Here is a 15,545-nt window from a genome sequence, read left to right as displayed (position 1 = left end):
TTACGCTCTGCCCTGCCGCTGCGCAGAATCGGCTGCATGAGAAGTACCCCACCGCTGCCGGCCGGCGCCTGCAATGCGCACTGCCATGTGTTCGGACCGCCCGATCGCTTTCCGTATGCCGCTGGCGCCTTCCAGCCGGCGGCCGATGCACCCAAGGAGGCCTTGTTCGCGCTGAACGACCGTCTGGGCCTGCAGCGTTGCGTGGTGGTGCAAAGCGCCTGCCACGGCTTCGACAACCGTGCCACCGAAGATGCGGTGGCCGCACGCCCGCACAGCTACCGTGGCATCGCCCTGCTGCCCACCGATGTGCCGGATGCCGAGCTGCGCCGGCTGGACGCGGCGGGCTTTCGCGGGGTGCGCTTCAACTACATGGCCCACCTGGGTGGTGGCACGCCCATCGACCAGGTGCTGGCGCTGGCCGGTCGGCTGGCGCCGCTGGGCTGGCACCTGCAGATCCATGGCGATCCGGCGCTGCTCACCGACCTGGGCCCGGCGCTGCGCCGCAGCCCGGTGCCGGTGGTCATCGACCACATCGGCCGCGTGGACGCAGCGGCCGGACTGCAGCAGCCGGCCTTCGTGGCGCTGCAGCGGCTGATGGACGACGAGCGCTTCTGGGTGAAGGTGAGCGGCTGCGACCGCATCACCCGCCAGGGCCCGCCCTACGACGATGCGCTGCCTTTCGCCCAGGCCCTGGTGCAGGCCCATGGCGACCGGGTGCTGTGGGGCAACGACTGGCCGCACCCCAACCATGCCGGTCCGCTGCCGGTGGAAGAGGCGCTGGTGGCTTTGATCGACCGCATCGCACCCACGGCCGATGCCCGCCAGCGGCTGCTGGTGGACAACCCGCAGCGGCTGTACCGCTTCGATGAACAAGCTCAGCAGGTGAACCCATGACGAAGCGATTCGAAGGCCAGGTCGCCATCGTCACCGGCGCCGGCTGCGTGGGCCCCGGCTGGGGCAACGGCCGCGCGGTGGCCGTGCGGCTGGCCGAAGAAGGCGCCCAGGTGCTGGCGGTGGACCGCGACATCCAGCGGCTGGACGAGACGCTGGACCGCGCCGGCTCGCTGCGCGCGCAGATCCGCCCCTGGGCCACCGACGTGACCGACCGCGCCAGCGTGGCCGCGATGGTGGCCGCCTGCCTGCAGGCCTTCGGCCGCATCGACGTGCTGGTGAACAACGTGGGCGGCTCGGCCAAGGGTGGCCCGGTGGAGATGAGCGAGGAGGTCTGGGATTCGCAGATCGACCTCAACCTGAAGAGCGTCTTCCTCACCTGCAAGGAAGTGCTGCCCACCATGGTGGCGCAGCGCAGCGGCGCCATCGTCAACGTGGCCTCCACCTCCGGCCTGCGGTGGACGGGCGCCGCCCAGGTGGCCTATGCCGCCAGCAAGGCCGGCGTCATCCAGCTGGGCCGCGTGGTGGCGGTACAGCATGCGCCTGACGGGGTGCGGGTGAACACCGTGGTGCCCGGCCAGCTGCACACGCCGATGGTGGAAGCCCGCCTGGCCGGCCAGCGGGCCGGCGGCGACGTGCAGGCCTTGCTGGCGCAAAGGCAGAAACGCATTCCGCTGGGCTTCATGGGCGACGGCTGGGACACCGCCTCGGCGGTGCTGTTCCTGGCCAGCGAAGAAGCCCGGTTCATCACCGGCACCGAGATCGTGGTGGATGGCGGCATGACCGCCCGCTGCGACTGAGACCCACATTCCACAGGAGACACCCATGACCTTTCACCGACGCGCGGCCCTGGCCGTGCTGGCCGGCAGCCTGATGCTGGCCGCCAGCGGGCCGGCCCTGGCCCAGGGCGGCAAGAGCACCCGCATCGTCGTCTCGTTCCCGCCCGGCGGGCCGGTCGACTTCGTGGCCCGCGCGCTGGGCGAGCAGCTGGGCAAGGAACTCAACCAGACCGTCATCGTCGACAACAAGGGCGGTGCCAACGGCGCCATCGGCGCCAGCGAGGTGATGCGCGCGCCCGCCGATGGCAGCACGATCTGGATCACCAGCGTGGGCGCGGCGGCGGTCAATCCTTCGCTGTACGAGAAGCTGCCTTACGACATGCAGCGCGACTTCGCGCCCGTCTCGCTGGTGGCCAACAACGTGGAGCTGCTGGTGGTGAACCCGGCCGATCCGGCGCGCACCGCGGCCGAGTTCGTGGCCAATGCCCGCAAGGCCAAGCCACCCATCGCGATGGGCAGCTCGGGCATCGGCAGCATCCCGCACCTGGCCATCGAGCAGCTGGTGGACGCCGGCGGCGCGCCCATCACCCATGTGCCCTACCGCGGCGCGGCGCCGGCCATCACCGACGTGATGGGCGGGCAGGTGGCCGGCTTCTTCGGCGACATCCCGGGGCTCATCGGCCATGTGAAGGGCGGCAAGCTCAAGCCGCTGGGCGTGGCCGCCACCAGGCGCCACCCGGCGCTGCCCGACGTGCCCACGCTGGCCGAGCAAGGCCTGCCGGGCGTGGACACCAACAACTGGTATGCCCTCTTCGTGCCTGCCAAGACGCCGCCGGCCACCATCGACGCGCTGAACAAGGCCGTGCGCAAGGCACTCAGCGACCCTGGCCTGCATGAGCGGCTGCTGTCCACCGGTGCCGAACCCGCGCCCTCCACGCCGCAGGAACTGGCCGCGCTGCTGAAGGCCGACACCGCCAAGTGGGCCAAGCTGATCCGCGACAAGAAGATCAAGGTGGAATGACGATGGCGCCCCGCATCCCGCTGGTGGAACCCGGCACGCGGCCCGCGCTGGCCGACACCGAGGCCCGCATCCTGGCCGAGCGCGGCCGCATCTCGCTGCTGTACCAGGCGCTGCTGAACAGCCCGCCGATCGCCGCCGGCTGGGAACGCATGCTGACCGCGGTGCGCAACCAGACCGGCGTGCCGGCCGACCTGCGGGAGCTGATCATCTTGCGGGTGGCGGTGCTCAACCGTGCCAGCTTCGAGTTCCATGCCCATGTGCCGCATGCGCAGCGCGCCGGCGTGCCCGACGTGACCATCGAAGCCGTGCGCGAAACGCCCCTGGCCGCGGTGTTCACCGACCGCGAGCGGCGCGTGCTGCAGCTCACCGATGCGATGACCCGCGACATCGAGGTGCCCGACGCGCTGATGACCGAACTGCAGGCCGAATGGGACGCCCAGGGCCTGCTGGAGCTGGTGGCCACCGTGGCGGCCTACAACATGGTGTCGCGCCTGCTGGTGGCGCTGAGGATCGAGCATGGCTGAGCCGTTGCGAGAGCCTTTGTTGCTGGGCTGGTTCCGCTGGCCCGCCGAAGGCCTGGCCGCCGCGCTGGACCTGCCGGCCTTGCACGCGGCCGGCGCCAGCGCGCTGTACCGCGCGGTGGAAGGCGACGATGCCCGCCTGTATGCCCCTGCCGGCGCGGATGAAGCCGCGCTGCGCCTCCTGCTGCCCGCCGCGACCGTGTGGCAGCCCTTGCAGCCGCTGTGGCAGCGCGAAGGCGAAGCCGCCGGCCAGCCCGCGCCCTGGCATTACGTGGTGGCCACCGACGTGCTGGCCGAGCATGAGGCCGACTTCAACGCCTGGTACGAGACCGAGCATGCCCCCGGCCTGGCCGCGGTGCCCGGCACGGTGCGCGCCAGCCGCTGGCTGGCGCCTGGCGCCTCACCGCGCTACCACGCCTGCTACGACCTGGCGCGGCGCGAAGCCTTCGGCAGCCCGCCCTGGCTGGCGGTGCGCGCCACCGACTGGAGCAGCCAGGTGCGGCCGCACTTTCGCAACACGCACCGCACCATGTATAGACAAGTGGCGCTGACGGGCGGCTGAACTCAGGCCGCGCGGCCGAAGAAGGCCTGCACCAGCTTGACCCAGTAGGTGGCGCCGATGGGCAGCAGCGCATCGTTGAAGTCGTAGCTGGGGTTGTGCAGCTCGCAGGGGCCCATGCCGTGGTAGGTGGCCTCGCGATGCTCGCCGTCGCCGTTGCCGATGAAGCAGTAGGTGCCCGGGATCTTTTCCAGGAAGAACGAGAAGTCCTCGGCGCCGGCCACCGGGGGCGCCTCGCGCAGCACCTTGTCGGCGCCAAAGGCCTGCGTGGCCACCTCGGCCGCGAAGTCGGTGGGCGCCGGCCAGTTCACCAGCGGCGGGTAGGCGCGCACGAACTTCAGCTCGCCGCTGGCGCCGTAGGCCTGCGGCAGCGTCTCGGCGATGCGCCGCATCTGGTCTTCGATCAGGTCCAGCACCTCGATGCTGAAGGTGCGCACCGTGCCCTTGAGCACCGCCTCGTCGGGAATCACGTTGTAGGCATCGCCTGCATGCATCTGCGTCACGGTGAGCACCGCGGTGTCGATCGGCGACTTGGTGCGCGAGATCACCGTCTGCAGCATGCCCACCATCTCGGCCGCGATGACGATGGGGTCGACGCACTTCTGCGGCATGGCCGCATGGCCGCCGGTGCCGCGGATGACGATGTCGAAGCGGTTGCTCGACGCCATCATCGGCCCCTTGCGGAACGAGAAGCTGCCCGCCGGCGCGCCGGGCATGTTGTGCACGCCGTAGACCTCGTCGCACGGGAAGCGCTCGAACAGGCCGTCGGCCATCATCGCCCGCGCGCCGGCATTGCCGCCTTCTTCGGCCGGCTGGAAGATGAAGTTGACCGTGCCCTCGAAGTCGCGGTGCGCGGCCAGGTACTGGGCCGCGGCCAGCAGCATGGCTGTGTGGCCGTCGTGGCCGCAGCCGTGCATGCGCCCCGGGTTGAGCGACACATGCGCGAAGCGGTTGTATTCGGGCATGGGCAGCGCGTCCATGTCGGCGCGCAGGCCGATGGCGCGCTGGCCAGGCCCGCGGCTGCCGTGCAGCACGCCCACCAGGCCGGTCTGGCCCAGGCCGCGGTGCACCGTGATGCCCCAGGCGGCCAGCTTCTCGGCCACCAGGTTGGAGGTGCGGGTCTCCTGGAAGGCCAGCTCGGGGTGGGCATGGATGTCGCGGCGCAGCGCCCGGATGGCGGGTACCTCTTCGCGGATGGCGTCGATCACGCCGGTGTCGGCTTGCACGGTCTCGGTCATGGCATTCATCCTCGGGTTTGCTGGCGGACGTAGGCGGCCAGCTCGGCGGCCACGCCGGCCAGGGCCTGTTGCAAGGCGCCGAAGTTGGCGCTGCGCTCACGGGTGGCTTCGTTCATGTACAGGCCGCGGTGCAGCTCGATCTGCAGGCTGTGGCGGCGCTCGGCCGGGCGGCCGATGCGGGCGATCAACGCCACGCCCTTGAAGGGGTCGTTGAAGGCCACGCTCAGGCCGCGGCGGCGCATGGCTTCGGCCACCAGCTGGATAAATTCTTCGCTGCAGGTGCGACCGTCGTGGTTGCCCAGCACCACGTCGGCCAGCGGCTTGTCGGTCTGGATCTGCAGGCCTTCGTACGAGTTGGCGGGCATCGAGTGCAGGTTCAGGTGCCACACCGCGCCGTGCTGCTGGTAGGCCTGCTCGATCTGCTGCAGCAGCGTGCGCTGGTAGGGCGCGTGGTACTGGGTGATGCGCGCCTGCACCTCGGCCACGCTCAGCCGCCGGTCGTAGATGGGCTGCCGGCCATCATGGCCGGCGTCGCGCCAGATCAGGCCGATGCCCAGGCGGGTCTTTTCGCTGGGCTGCAGCTCCTGCGGCCATGGCGCGTCCAGCAGCGCCGCATCCAGGTCGGCCGGGTCGCGGTTGGGGTCGATGTAGCTGCGCGGGAACTCCGCCGCCAGCAGCGTGGCGCCGACGGTGGGCAGGGCCTGCCACAGCACGTCGACGTCGGTGTCCTCGCCGGCGCGCAATTCTTCGAAGGGCAGGGCGTAGCCGAAGTCGGCGGGGTACTTCAGGCCGCTGTGCGGCGAATCGGCCACCAGCGGCACCGCATCGGCGGTGGGCTGGTGCAGCGTGAAGGGCTCGAACGGCGTGGCGGCGTGGGGCTGCACACGGGTATCAGGCGTGGGTGTCATGCGGGGACTGCTTTGGCGTGCACCGTGATGGGTTGGGGCAGGTCGTTCAGGTGGCAGGCGCTGGTGTGCCCGGGGGCCAGCGTCTTCAGGGCCGGCCGCTCGCTGCTGCAGCGGGGCAGGGCCTGGGGGCAGCGCGGGTGGAAGGCGCAGCCCGAAGGCGGCGCCAGCGGCGAGGGCAGCTCTCCCTGGATGGGCTGGTACGCCCGGCGCGTGGTGTCCAGCGTGGGCAGCTCGGCCAGCAGCGCCTGGGTGTAGGGGTGGTTGGGGCGGGTGAACACCGTGTCGGTGGGCGCCACCTCCACGACGCGGCCCAGGTACATGATCACCACCCGGTCGGCGATGTGGCCCACCACGCCCAAGTTGTGGCTGATGAAGAGGTAGGTGAGCTCGAACTCGCGCCGCAGCTGGGTGAACAGGTTCAGCACCTGCGCCTGGATGGACACGTCCAACGCGGCCACCGCCTCGTCGCAGACGATGGCGCGGGGCTTGAGCGCCAGCGCCCGCGCGATGCCGATGCGCTGCCGCTGCCCGCCCGAGAACTGGTGCGGATAGCGCTGCGCATAGTCCGGATCCAGGCCCACCTGGCGCATCAGGTCGGCCACGTAGGCACGCTGGTCGGCCTTGCGCACCAGACCGTGCACCACCGGCGCCTCGCCGATGATGTCCAGCACCCGCATGCGCGGGTTCAGTGAAGCCATCGGGTTCTGGAAGATCATCTGCACGCCCAGCTCATAGGCGCGGCGCTCGGCCCGCGGCAGGCTGTGCACCGGCTGGCCCTGGTAGTGCACCGTGCCGGCGCTGGGCGGGTTGATGCCGGCCACGATGCGGCCCAGCGTGCTCTTGCCGCAGCCGGACTCACCGACGATGCCGATCACTTCGCCGGCCTGCACGTCCAGGTCGACGCCGCTGACCGCATGCACCACGGCCGGTGCGTGCTTCGCGCCCAGCAGGTTGGCGATGCGGCCGGCCAGGTCCACCGGCTTGACGAAGCGCTTGTCCACGCCGCGCAGGCTGATCAGCGGCGTGCCGGCAGGGGCTTGTCTAGACATGTGCGGCCTCCAGCGGGTGCCAGCAGCGGCTCACGACCCCCGAGGCTTGCGCGGCGATGGCCGGCGGCTGCAGGCAGGCGGCATCGGCGCGCGGGCAGCGCGGGCGAAAGGCGCAGCCCGCCGGCAGGTGCAGCAGCGAAGGCGTCATGCCCGGAATCTGCCGCAGCAGCGTGCCGTGCGTCTGGCGGGTGGGGATGGAATCGATCAGGCCTTGGGTGTAGGGGTGGGACGGGGCGCCGATCACCTGGCGGGCGCTGCCGGCTTCGACGATGCGGCCGGCATACATCACCGCGATGCGGTCGGCCAGGCCCGAGATCACCGCCAGGTCGTGGGTGATCCACACCAGCGCGGTGCCGGTCTCGCGGCAGAGCTTTTGCACCTCGTACAGGATCTGCGCCTGGATGGTCACGTCCAGCGCGGTGGTGGGCTCGTCGGCGATGATGAGCCGCGGCTGGTTGAGCAGCGCGATGGCGATGGCCACCCGCTGCCGCATGCCGCCCGACAGCTGGTGCGGGTAGGCCAGCAGCCGCTCGTCGGGCGCCGCGATGCCCACGCGGGCCAGCGCCTCGCGCGCCCGGGCACGGGCGGCGGCCTCGCTCACCTTCTCGTGCGCCTGGATGGCTTCCACCATCTGCGTGTCCACCCGCAGCACGGGGTTGAGGGTCATCATCGGGTCCTGGAAGATCATCGCGATCTCCTTGCCCCGCACCTGCTGCAGCCGGCGCTCGCCGGCCTGGGCCAGGTCTTCGCCGCGGTAGCGGATGCGGCCTTCGACGATGCGGCCGGGCGGGTCGATGAGGCCGATGACCGAAAAGCCGGTGATGCTCTTGCCCGAGCCCGATTCGCCGACCAGGCCCAGGATCTCGCCGGCGTTGACCTGCAGGTCGACGCCGTCCACCGCCTTGACCACGCCGCCGTGGGTGAAGAAGTGGGTCTTCAGGCCTTCGATCTGCAGCACCGGTTCGGCCGCGGTGTTCGTGGGAGCTGCCATCAGTGTGCGTTGTGCGGGTTGAGCACGTCCCGCAGGTGGTCGCCCACCAGGTTGATGCCGACGATGCTGAGCGCCAGCGCGATGCCGGGGAAGAACGAGATCCAGTAATGCCCCGACAGCAGGAACTCGAAGCCGTTGGCGATGAGCATGCCCAGTGAAGGCTCCGTCACCGGCACGCCCACGCCCAGGAAGGACAGCGTGGACTCCAGCGCGATGGCATGCGCCAGGTCGATGGTGGCGATGACGATGAGCGGTGGCATGCAGTTGGGCAGCATGTGGCGCAGCAGCACCCGGCGCCAGCCCAGCGACATGCATTGCGCGGCCTCCACGTATTCCTTGCCGCGCTCCACCAGGGCCGCGCCGCGGGCGGCGCGGGCGAAGTAGGCCCACTGCACGATGATGAGGGCGATGATGACCTTGTCCACGCCCTTGCCCAGCACCGCCAGCAGGATGAGCGCCACCAGGATGGCCGGGAACGACAGCTGGATGTCGACGATGCGCATCACCAGTGCATCGATCCAGCCGCCGAAGTAGGCCGCCGCCAGCCCGGCCACGCTGCCGATGGCCAGCGCCGCGGCCACCGACACGCCGCTGACCAGCAGGCTGGTGCGCAGCCCGTAGAGGATGGCCGACAGCAGGTCGCGCGCCTGGCCGTCGGTGCCCAGCCAGTAGGTGAGGGCGCCGTCGGCACTGGCGCTGCCCGGCGGCAGCTTGGAGTCGAAGATGTCCAGCTTGCCGATGTCGTAGGGGTTCTGCGGCGAGATCCACGGCGCCAGCAGCGCCGCGCCCATCGCCAGCACCAGCAGCGCCAGTCCCAGCATCGCCAGCTTGCTGGCCATGAACTCGCGGCGCAGCCGCTGCCACGGGGTTTCCGGCGGCGGCAGCGGGGTGGCCGCCGCGGTTTGAAGCGTGGTGTCCGTCATGCCTTGCCAGCCTCCAGCCGCACCCGCGGGTCCAGCACCGAATACAGGATGTCCACCACCAGGTTCAGCATCACCAGGAAGAACACGATCAGGATCAGATAGGCCACCACCACCGGACGGTCGAGCGTGATGATGGAGTCGAGCAGCAGCTTGCCCATGCCGGGCCAGGCGAAGATGGTTTCGGTGACCACCGCGAAGGCCACCACCTGGCCGAATTCAAGCCCGCCCACGGTGACGATGGGAATCAGGATGTTCTTGAGCAGGTGCACCCGCAGGATGCGGCTCCAGGCCAGCCCCTTGGCCCGCGCGAACTTGATGTAGTCCATCGGCAGTGCCTCGCGCGTGGCGGCGCGGGTGACGCGGATGATGAGCGCCGCCTTGGTCACCGCGATGGTGAGTGCCGGCAGCACCAGGCGCTGCCAGCCGTCGAGCGTGAGCACGCTGAGGTCCAGCGGGCCCACCATCACGGTGCGGCCGCGTCCGCTGGCCGGCAACCAGCCCAGCGTGACGGCGAACACCATGATGAACATCAGCCCCACCCAGAAGCCGGGCAGCGAAAAGCCCAGCACCGAGCCGGTCATGATCGCGCGGCTGCTCACCGCCTGGGGCTTGAGCCCCGCCCAGATGCCCAGCGGAATGCCCACCAGCAGCGCCAGCCCCATCGAGACGACGGCCAGCTCCAGCGTGGCGGGCATGCGCTCCAGGATGAGCCCCATCGCCGGCTGGCCGGTGAGAAAGCTCTTGCCGAAGTCCAGCCGCAGCGCATGCGACATGAAGATCGAATACTGCTGCCACAGCGGCTTGTCGAGCCCGAACGACTGCCGGATGGCATCACGCTCCAGTTCCGTCGCCTCGGGGCTGGCCATCATCGAGACCGGATCGCCCACCACGTAAAGGCCGACGAAGACCAGGCCCGACATCACGGCCATGACCAGCACCGCCTGCATCAGGCGGCGGATGATGTACGCCAGCATGAAAACTGCGCCTGCGCGGGCCGGCTTACTTGGCCGGCGTCACGTACTGCACCATGGTCATCTGGTCGGAGCGGCCCACCAGCGTCAGGCCCTTCTTCATCGCCCACACCGAGTGCTCGAAGTGCACCGGCAGCATCGCGAAGTCGGCCATTGCCAGCTCGCTGGCCTTGGCCAGCAGCGCACTGCGCTTGCCTGCGTCCATCACCGCGGCCGAGGCATCGACCAGGCGGTCCATCTCGGGGTTGGAATAGCGGCTGCGGTTGGTGGTGCCCAGGCCCTTTTCCTTGTTGGGCGTGACGAGCAGCGCATTGAGCGTGTTCGACATCTCGCCGGTGGCAGTGCTCCAGCCCGCCAGGTAGGCGCTGTAGGCATAGGTGTCGCGGTTCTTGAAGAACACCGGCGGTGCATTGCTGTCGATGGTGGTCTTGACGCCGATGCGGGTCCACATCGCGGCCAGGGTCTGCGCCACCTTGCTGTCGTTGATGTAGCGGCCGTTGGGCGCGCCCAGCACCAGGTTGAAGCCGTTGGGGTAGCCGGCCTCCTTCAGCAGCGCCTTGGCACGCTCGGGGTCGGGCTTGGCGGCCTGGGTGAGCTTGTCGCTGGCGCCTTCCATCGGGTAGGGCAGCAGCTGCGCGGCCGGCGTGGCCACGCCGCCCATGATGCGGTCGACCAGCGCCTTGCGGTCGATGGCCAGCGACAGCGCCTCACGCACCCGCTTGTCCAGCATCGGGTTCTTGGGCAGCGGCTTGCCGTCGGCGCCGGTGATGCCGGGCGTCTGCTCGCCGTTCTGGTCCAGCGCCACATAGATGATGCGGTTGGACGGCTTGGTGACCACGGTGAGCTTGGGGTCCTTCTGCAGCCGGGCCAGGTCGTCGGTGGGCGGGTCTTCCACCAGGTCCACGTCGCCGGCCAGCAGCGCGGCCACCCGGGCGGCGGGGTTGCTGATGGGGCGGTAGATCACGCGGTCCCAGGCGGGCTTGGGGCCCCAGTAGTGCGGGTTGCGCTCGAAGATGATCTCGCTGCCGCGCTTCCACGACACGAACTTGTAGGGGCCCGCGCCCACCAGGCCGTTGCCGGCGTTCATCTCGGTGGTGGTCTTGCCCTCGGGCGCCGGGCCTGCGGCGGCCTTGGCCGACAGGATGGGCAGGTTGGCCAGGTTGGTGGCCACCAGCGGGTAGGGCTTGGCGGTGGTGATGCGCACCGTCAGCGGATCGGGCGCTTCCACCTTGGTGATCTGCTGCAGGTAGATGGTGTAGGACGACGGCGAGTTGGGCACCTTGGGCACGCGGTCGAAGGTGAACACCACGTCCTGCGCGGTGACGGGCGACCCATCGGAGAACTTTAGGTTGGGGCGCAGCTTGAAAGTCCAGGTGGTGCCATCCACCTTCCACGATTCGGCCAGGCAGGGCTTGGGCGCGGAGTCGGCATCGGCGCAGGTCAGCGGGTCCAGCAGCGTTTGCGACAGCTGGATGTTGGGCGTGAGCGCGTGGTACTGCGGGTCCATCGAGCTGGGCTCGGTCTTCAGCGCCACCACCAGGTCGCGGGCATGGAGGTTGAAGCTGGCGCCGGCCAGGGTGGCGACGGCGAGGGCGGCGATGAGGGGCCGCAGGTGGCGCATGGGCATGGAAACGTCTGTCCGTGGCGAAGAGGAAGCCAGCGTATGCAATTACCGCACCAAGTGGCATTCAGGTTTACCGCCATGGCGCCGCCGCCGGTGCCGCGACACAGGCACACCGATTGCCGCGCCGCGGGCATGCTGCAACCTGCCTATACATCTTGGCGTACCCCGCCGCGCAGCCTGGGGGCGCGCGTGGTGGTGCTCACCGGCGCTTCCAGCGGCATCGGCCGCGCCACCGCGCTGGCGCTGGCCGAACAGGGCGCCACGCTGGTGCTGGCCGCCCGCGACCGTGCGGCCCTGGAAACCGTGGCCGCGGCCTGCGAAGGCCTTGGGGCCGACACGCTGGTGGTGCCCACCGACGTGACCGACCCGGCCGCGATGCGTGCGCTGGCCGACGCAGCCATCGAGCGCTTCGGCGCCATCGACGTGTGGATCAACAACGCCGGCGTGGGCGTGGTGGGCCGCTTCGACGAGATACCGATCGCGGTGCACCGGCGGGTGGTGGAAACCAACCTGCTCGGCGAGATGAACGGCGCCCATGCGGTGCTGCCGTACTTCCGGCAGCAGCAGCGCGGCACCTTGATCAACATGGTGTCCATCGGCGCCTGGGCGCCCACGCCTTATGCCACCGCCTATGCGGCCAGCAAGTTCGCACTGCGCGGCTTCTCCGAATCGCTGCGTGCCGAGCAGGCCGACCTGCCCGACGTGCATGTGTGCGAGGTGTACCCCACCTTCGTGGACACGCCGGGCTTCCAGAACGGCGGCAACTACACCGGCCGCCGGCTCAAGCCCCCGGCGCCGTTGCTCGATCCGCAGCAGGTGGCCCACGCCATCGTGGACCTGGTGCGGCGGCCACGGCCGACCGTGACGGTGGGCCGTGCGGCCTGGCCGGCGCGGGTGGTGCATGCGCTGGTGCCGGGCCTGATGGGCCGCACCGCCAAGCGCCTCTTCGACGCCGCGCTGCAGCATGCGGACGATGCAGCGCCGACCAGCGGCAACCTGTTCGACGCGTCGCGCCGCCACGCGGTGGACGGCGGCTACCGCCGCGAACGCACGCTGCCGGCCGTCAGCACCCCGGCCGCCGTGGCCGGCGGCACTGCGCTGGCGATGGCCGTGGGCGCGGTGGCCGCCTGGCTGGTGTGGCGCCAGCGGCGCTGAACTCAGACGCGCGAGACCGTGAAGCGCCGCAGCTGCGTGCGCAGGTCGGCGATGTCCAGCGGCTTGGTCATGAAGCCGTCCATGCCGGCGCGGTGGCAGGCCAGGCGGGCGTTGTCGGTGGCGTCGGCGGTGGCGGCGATGATGGCCAGCGGCGGAATCTCGCCGTTGCGCTGCAGCTCACGCAGGCGCAGCGTGGCATCCACGCCCTGGAGCACCGGCATGTCCAGGTCCATCAGCACGATCTGCGGCCGCTTGATGCGGCACTGGCCGATGGCGTCCAGGCCGTCGTTGGCCGTCACCACCTCGTAGCCCAGCGCCTCGACCAGCGCGCGGCCCACCAGGCGGTTGATCTCGTTGTCGTCCACCAGCAGCACCAGCGGCCGGTCGGCCAGTTCCATCGCGCCGGTGAGCAGGGCGCTGTGGCGGGTGGCTTGGTCGGGGTGGGCGCGGGCCGCGAACTCGGCCAGCTCCAGCGGGCTGAACGGATACACCCGCACGTCGAAGCTGCCATAAGCCTCGGGCGCGCCCAGCGTGGGCGAGCCGGCCATCACCGCCAGCACGCATTGCGTGGTGGGTGGCAGCGCGTGCTGCAGTGCCAGCACGGCGGCCGGGCGCATCAAAGCGGCCTCCACCACCACCAGCAGCGATGGCGGGCGTGCCTCGGGCTCGGCGGCGTAGCGCTCGGCCTCGGCGCAGTTGGCAAAGCGCTTCACACGCCAGCCCAGCCGCTGCAGCCGCCGGTGCAGCCAGGCAGCCGGCACCTCGTCACTGTCCACCACCCAGGCGCGGGCGCCGGTGGCGTCGGCGGCCTGGGCGCTTTCGTCGGGCGCGGCATGGGCAAAGCGCAGCTCCACGCGCAGCAGGATGCCTTCCAGCGGATCGAGCGTGAAGCGCACCGTGGCGCCGGTGTTGGGGCAGCGGCCGATGGCCGTCTGCACGCCCTCGCGCGCCGGCGGCTCGCCGGTCGGGGTGCCCGGCGGTGGCGGCAGCAGGCCCATGCGGTCCAGCACCTCGGCCATCTGCTCGGGCGGGCGCAGGGTGCCGGTGCCGGCGGCCTGCACCAGCGTGCTGCAGGCACCGCCGGGCCGCATCACCGTCTCGGCGGTGAACAGCACGAAGCCGTCGGACAGCATGTCCACCGCGGCCAGCAGAAGGCGGTGCAGGCAGCAGTGCACCTCGATCGGCTCGCCTTCCACCACCACGCCGTCGCCGCGGTAATCGAAGGAGAACGACAGGTGCCGCGCCACCGGCAGCACCTGGCGGGCGGCGCGGGTGAACAGCTCGCCCAGGTTGAAGGGTTGCACCGCTGGCGCCACGCCTGGCTCGTCGCCATGCAGGCGGGCCAGCGCCGCGATCAGCTGGTCCACGTCCAGCGGCTTGGCGAACACCCGGTCGAACTGCTGGTCGAGCGCCTGCAGCCGGCTGCCCGCCCCGGGGTCGCCGGTGACGGCCACGCAGTAGGGCGGGGTGTAGTCGGCCGCCACCTGGGCATGCTGGCGCAGCCGTCGCGCCACCTCGATGCCGTCCAGGCCGGGCATGTACACGTCCAGCACCACGGCGTCGGGCCGCCAGGCCAGTGCGCGGTCGAGCGCGGCCTGGCCGTCGTACACCGTCTCGATCTCGCAAGGCAGCGACAGGCTGATCAGCTCGGCCGTGATCTGCGCCTGATCCTCGCTGTCATCGGCGATCAGGATGCGCAAGCGATGCTCACTGTCCATCCCCGTCCTTGAACATGCCCGAGTCCTCCATGCCGCGGCGCCGCAGCCTGACTGTGGGTGGGGCAAAGCGCGCGCCTGCCGGCTGCATGGACTACTCCTTCGGGGGGGGGACGGCTGGCTTATTTTCGGCGGGGCGCGCCGCTTTCACAGGCTTTGCCACCCGCCAAAACCCTCGGGTCTGTAACAAGTGGTGGCTGCGTTAGGCTGGCATCCCTTGACGCCCTCGTTGTACGCCCATGCCCTTGCACCTGCAGACGCCCCTGATCGAATCCGACGCCTACGGCCGACCCGGCCACCAGGTGTGGCTCAAGATGGAGGCGCTGCAGCCTTGCGGCAGCTTCAAGCTGCGCGGCGTCGGCCATGCCTGTGAGGCCGCGGCGGCCCGCGGCGCACGCCGGCTGCTGTCGTCTTCCGGCGGCAATGCCGGGCTGGCCGTGGCCTGGGCCGGCCGCCGGCTGGGCCTGCCGGTGACGGTGGTGGTGCCCGAGACCACCTTGCCGCAACCCAAGGCGCTGATCGCCCAGCAGGGCGCGCAGGTGGTGGTGCATGGCAGCAGCTGGATGGAGGCCAACGACCACCTGATGCAGCTGCGCCAGCCCACCGACGCCTTCATCCACCCCTTCGACGATCCGCTGCTGTGGCAAGGCCATGCCAGCATGATCAACGAGGTGGCGGCCGCCGGCCGGAAGCCCGATGCGGTGGTGCTGTCGGTGGGCGGCGGCGGGCTGCTGAGCGGCGTGGTGCAGGGGCTGCAGGCGCAGGGCTGGCACGACGTGCCGGTGGTGGCGGTGGAAACCACCGGCGCCGCCTCGCTGGCCGCCGCGATGCAGGCCGGTGAGCCGGTGACGCTGCCGGCCATCACCAGCGTGGCCACCTCCCTGGGCGCGCGCTGTGTGGCCGACCAGGCCCTGGCCGTCACCCGCACGCACCCGGTTCAATCGGCCGTGGTCACCGACCGCGAGGCGCTGCAGGCCTGCCTGCGTTTCGCCGACGACCACCGTGTGATCGTGGAGCCCGCCTGCGGCGCCGCGCTGGCCCTGGCCATGACCGAGCCGGCCCAGCGCGCGCTGCCCGTGCTGCAGCAGGCGCAACGCCTGTTGGTCATCGTGTGCGGCGGCGTGTGCACGCCGCATGCGGATCTGGTGCGGTTGCTGGATGCCGCGTAGCAGGCGCGGCCGACGTGCTAGTTGATCGGCA

The 15,545-nt window shown here is 70.6% G+C and carries 15 protein-coding genes; 7 read left to right on the top strand and 8 right to left on the bottom strand.

Annotated features, from left to right (window positions below; genetic code table 11):
• Positions 1–36: 36 nt before the first annotated feature.
• Genes MW290_RS00320 through MW290_RS00300 form a run of 5 tightly spaced genes read left to right on the top strand, consistent with a single transcriptional unit; the run spans position 37 to position 3,774 of the window.
• On the top strand, positions 37–894 hold the full coding sequence (locus MW290_RS00320; RefSeq protein ID WP_250195370.1) for an amidohydrolase family protein: 858 nt from the start codon (positions 37–39) through the stop codon (positions 892–894).
• Positions 891–1,691, top strand: coding sequence for an SDR family NAD(P)-dependent oxidoreductase (locus MW290_RS00315; RefSeq protein WP_250195369.1), 801 nt, complete (start codon positions 891–893; stop codon positions 1,689–1,691). The genes MW290_RS00320 and MW290_RS00315 overlap by 4 nt, the downstream gene beginning before the upstream one ends.
• A 25-nt stretch (positions 1,692–1,716) precedes the next feature.
• Positions 1,717–2,691: a Bug family tripartite tricarboxylate transporter substrate binding protein gene (locus MW290_RS00310; protein WP_375142774.1), complete on the top strand. Its 975-nt coding sequence runs from the start codon at positions 1,717–1,719 to the stop codon at positions 2,689–2,691.
• A gap of 2 nt (positions 2,692–2,693) precedes the next feature.
• Positions 2,694–3,215, top strand: coding sequence for a carboxymuconolactone decarboxylase family protein (locus MW290_RS00305; RefSeq protein WP_375142773.1), 522 nt, complete (start codon positions 2,694–2,696; stop codon positions 3,213–3,215).
• Positions 3,208–3,774 (top strand): DUF4286 family protein, encoded by a 567-nt coding sequence (locus MW290_RS00300; protein ID WP_250195367.1) that lies wholly within the window; start codon positions 3,208–3,210, stop codon positions 3,772–3,774. The genes MW290_RS00305 and MW290_RS00300 overlap by 8 nt, the downstream gene beginning before the upstream one ends.
• Positions 3,775–3,776: 2 nt before the next feature.
• On the opposite strand, the gene MW290_RS00295 is transcribed toward MW290_RS00300, so the two are convergent.
• From MW290_RS00295 to MW290_RS00265, 7 genes are read right to left on the bottom strand one after another with little or no spacing between them, the layout of a single operon-like run.
• Positions 3,777–5,009, bottom strand: coding sequence for a M20 aminoacylase family protein (locus tag MW290_RS00295; RefSeq protein ID WP_250195366.1), 1,233 nt, complete (start codon positions 5,007–5,009; stop codon positions 3,777–3,779).
• A 5-nt stretch (positions 5,010–5,014) separates the two neighbouring features.
• Positions 5,015–5,917 carry an N-formylglutamate amidohydrolase gene (locus MW290_RS00290; RefSeq protein ID WP_250195365.1) on the bottom strand — a complete coding sequence of 301 codons (903 nt, stop codon included), beginning with the start codon at positions 5,915–5,917 and terminating at the stop codon, positions 5,015–5,017.
• Positions 5,914–6,966: an ABC transporter ATP-binding protein gene (locus tag MW290_RS00285; protein WP_250195364.1), complete on the bottom strand. Its 1,053-nt coding sequence runs from the start codon at positions 6,964–6,966 to the stop codon at positions 5,914–5,916. The genes MW290_RS00290 and MW290_RS00285 overlap by 4 nt, the downstream gene beginning before the upstream one ends.
• Entirely contained in the window at positions 6,959–7,957 is a 999-nt protein-coding gene (locus tag MW290_RS00280; RefSeq protein WP_250195363.1) for an ABC transporter ATP-binding protein, read from the bottom strand. The genes MW290_RS00285 and MW290_RS00280 overlap by 8 nt, the downstream gene beginning before the upstream one ends.
• Positions 7,957–8,880, bottom strand: coding sequence for an ABC transporter permease (locus MW290_RS00275; protein WP_250195362.1), 924 nt, complete (start codon positions 8,878–8,880; stop codon positions 7,957–7,959). The genes MW290_RS00280 and MW290_RS00275 overlap by 1 nt, the downstream gene beginning before the upstream one ends.
• Complete coding sequence (locus MW290_RS00270; RefSeq protein WP_250195361.1) at positions 8,877–9,854, bottom strand: ABC transporter permease; 978 nt, start codon at positions 9,852–9,854, stop codon at positions 8,877–8,879. Before MW290_RS00270 ends, MW290_RS00275 begins: the two co-directional genes overlap by 4 nt.
• 25 nt (positions 9,855–9,879) lie before the next feature.
• Entirely contained in the window at positions 9,880–11,478 is a 1,599-nt protein-coding gene (locus MW290_RS00265) for an ABC transporter substrate-binding protein (protein ID WP_250195360.1), read from the bottom strand.
• A gap of 129 nt (positions 11,479–11,607) precedes the next feature.
• Between MW290_RS00265 and MW290_RS00260 the strand changes: the two genes are divergently transcribed.
• The gene (locus tag MW290_RS00260; RefSeq protein WP_250195359.1) at positions 11,608–12,630 is read left to right on the top strand and encodes an SDR family oxidoreductase; all 1,023 of its coding nucleotides are present in this window, start codon (positions 11,608–11,610) and stop codon (positions 12,628–12,630) included.
• Positions 12,631–12,632: 2 nt separating this feature from the next.
• Here MW290_RS00260 and MW290_RS00255 read toward each other — a convergent pair whose 3' ends face one another.
• Positions 12,633–14,330, bottom strand: coding sequence for a response regulator (locus MW290_RS00255; RefSeq protein ID WP_250195358.1), 1,698 nt, complete (start codon positions 14,328–14,330; stop codon positions 12,633–12,635).
• Positions 14,331–14,584: 254 nt separating this feature from the next.
• Between MW290_RS00255 and MW290_RS00250 the strand changes: the two genes are divergently transcribed.
• Entirely contained in the window at positions 14,585–15,514 is a 930-nt protein-coding gene (locus MW290_RS00250) for a pyridoxal-phosphate dependent enzyme (RefSeq protein ID WP_250195357.1), read from the top strand.
• The last annotated feature ends 31 nt before the right edge of the window (positions 15,515–15,545 follow it).

The sequence above is a fragment of the Aquincola tertiaricarbonis genome (assembly GCF_023573145.1).
In the GTDB taxonomy this organism is placed as follows: domain Bacteria; phylum Pseudomonadota; class Gammaproteobacteria; order Burkholderiales; family Burkholderiaceae_C; genus Aquincola; species Aquincola tertiaricarbonis_B.
Note: the sequence above shows the minus strand (reverse complement) of the source record. Positions and strands in the feature narration are given on the sequence as shown.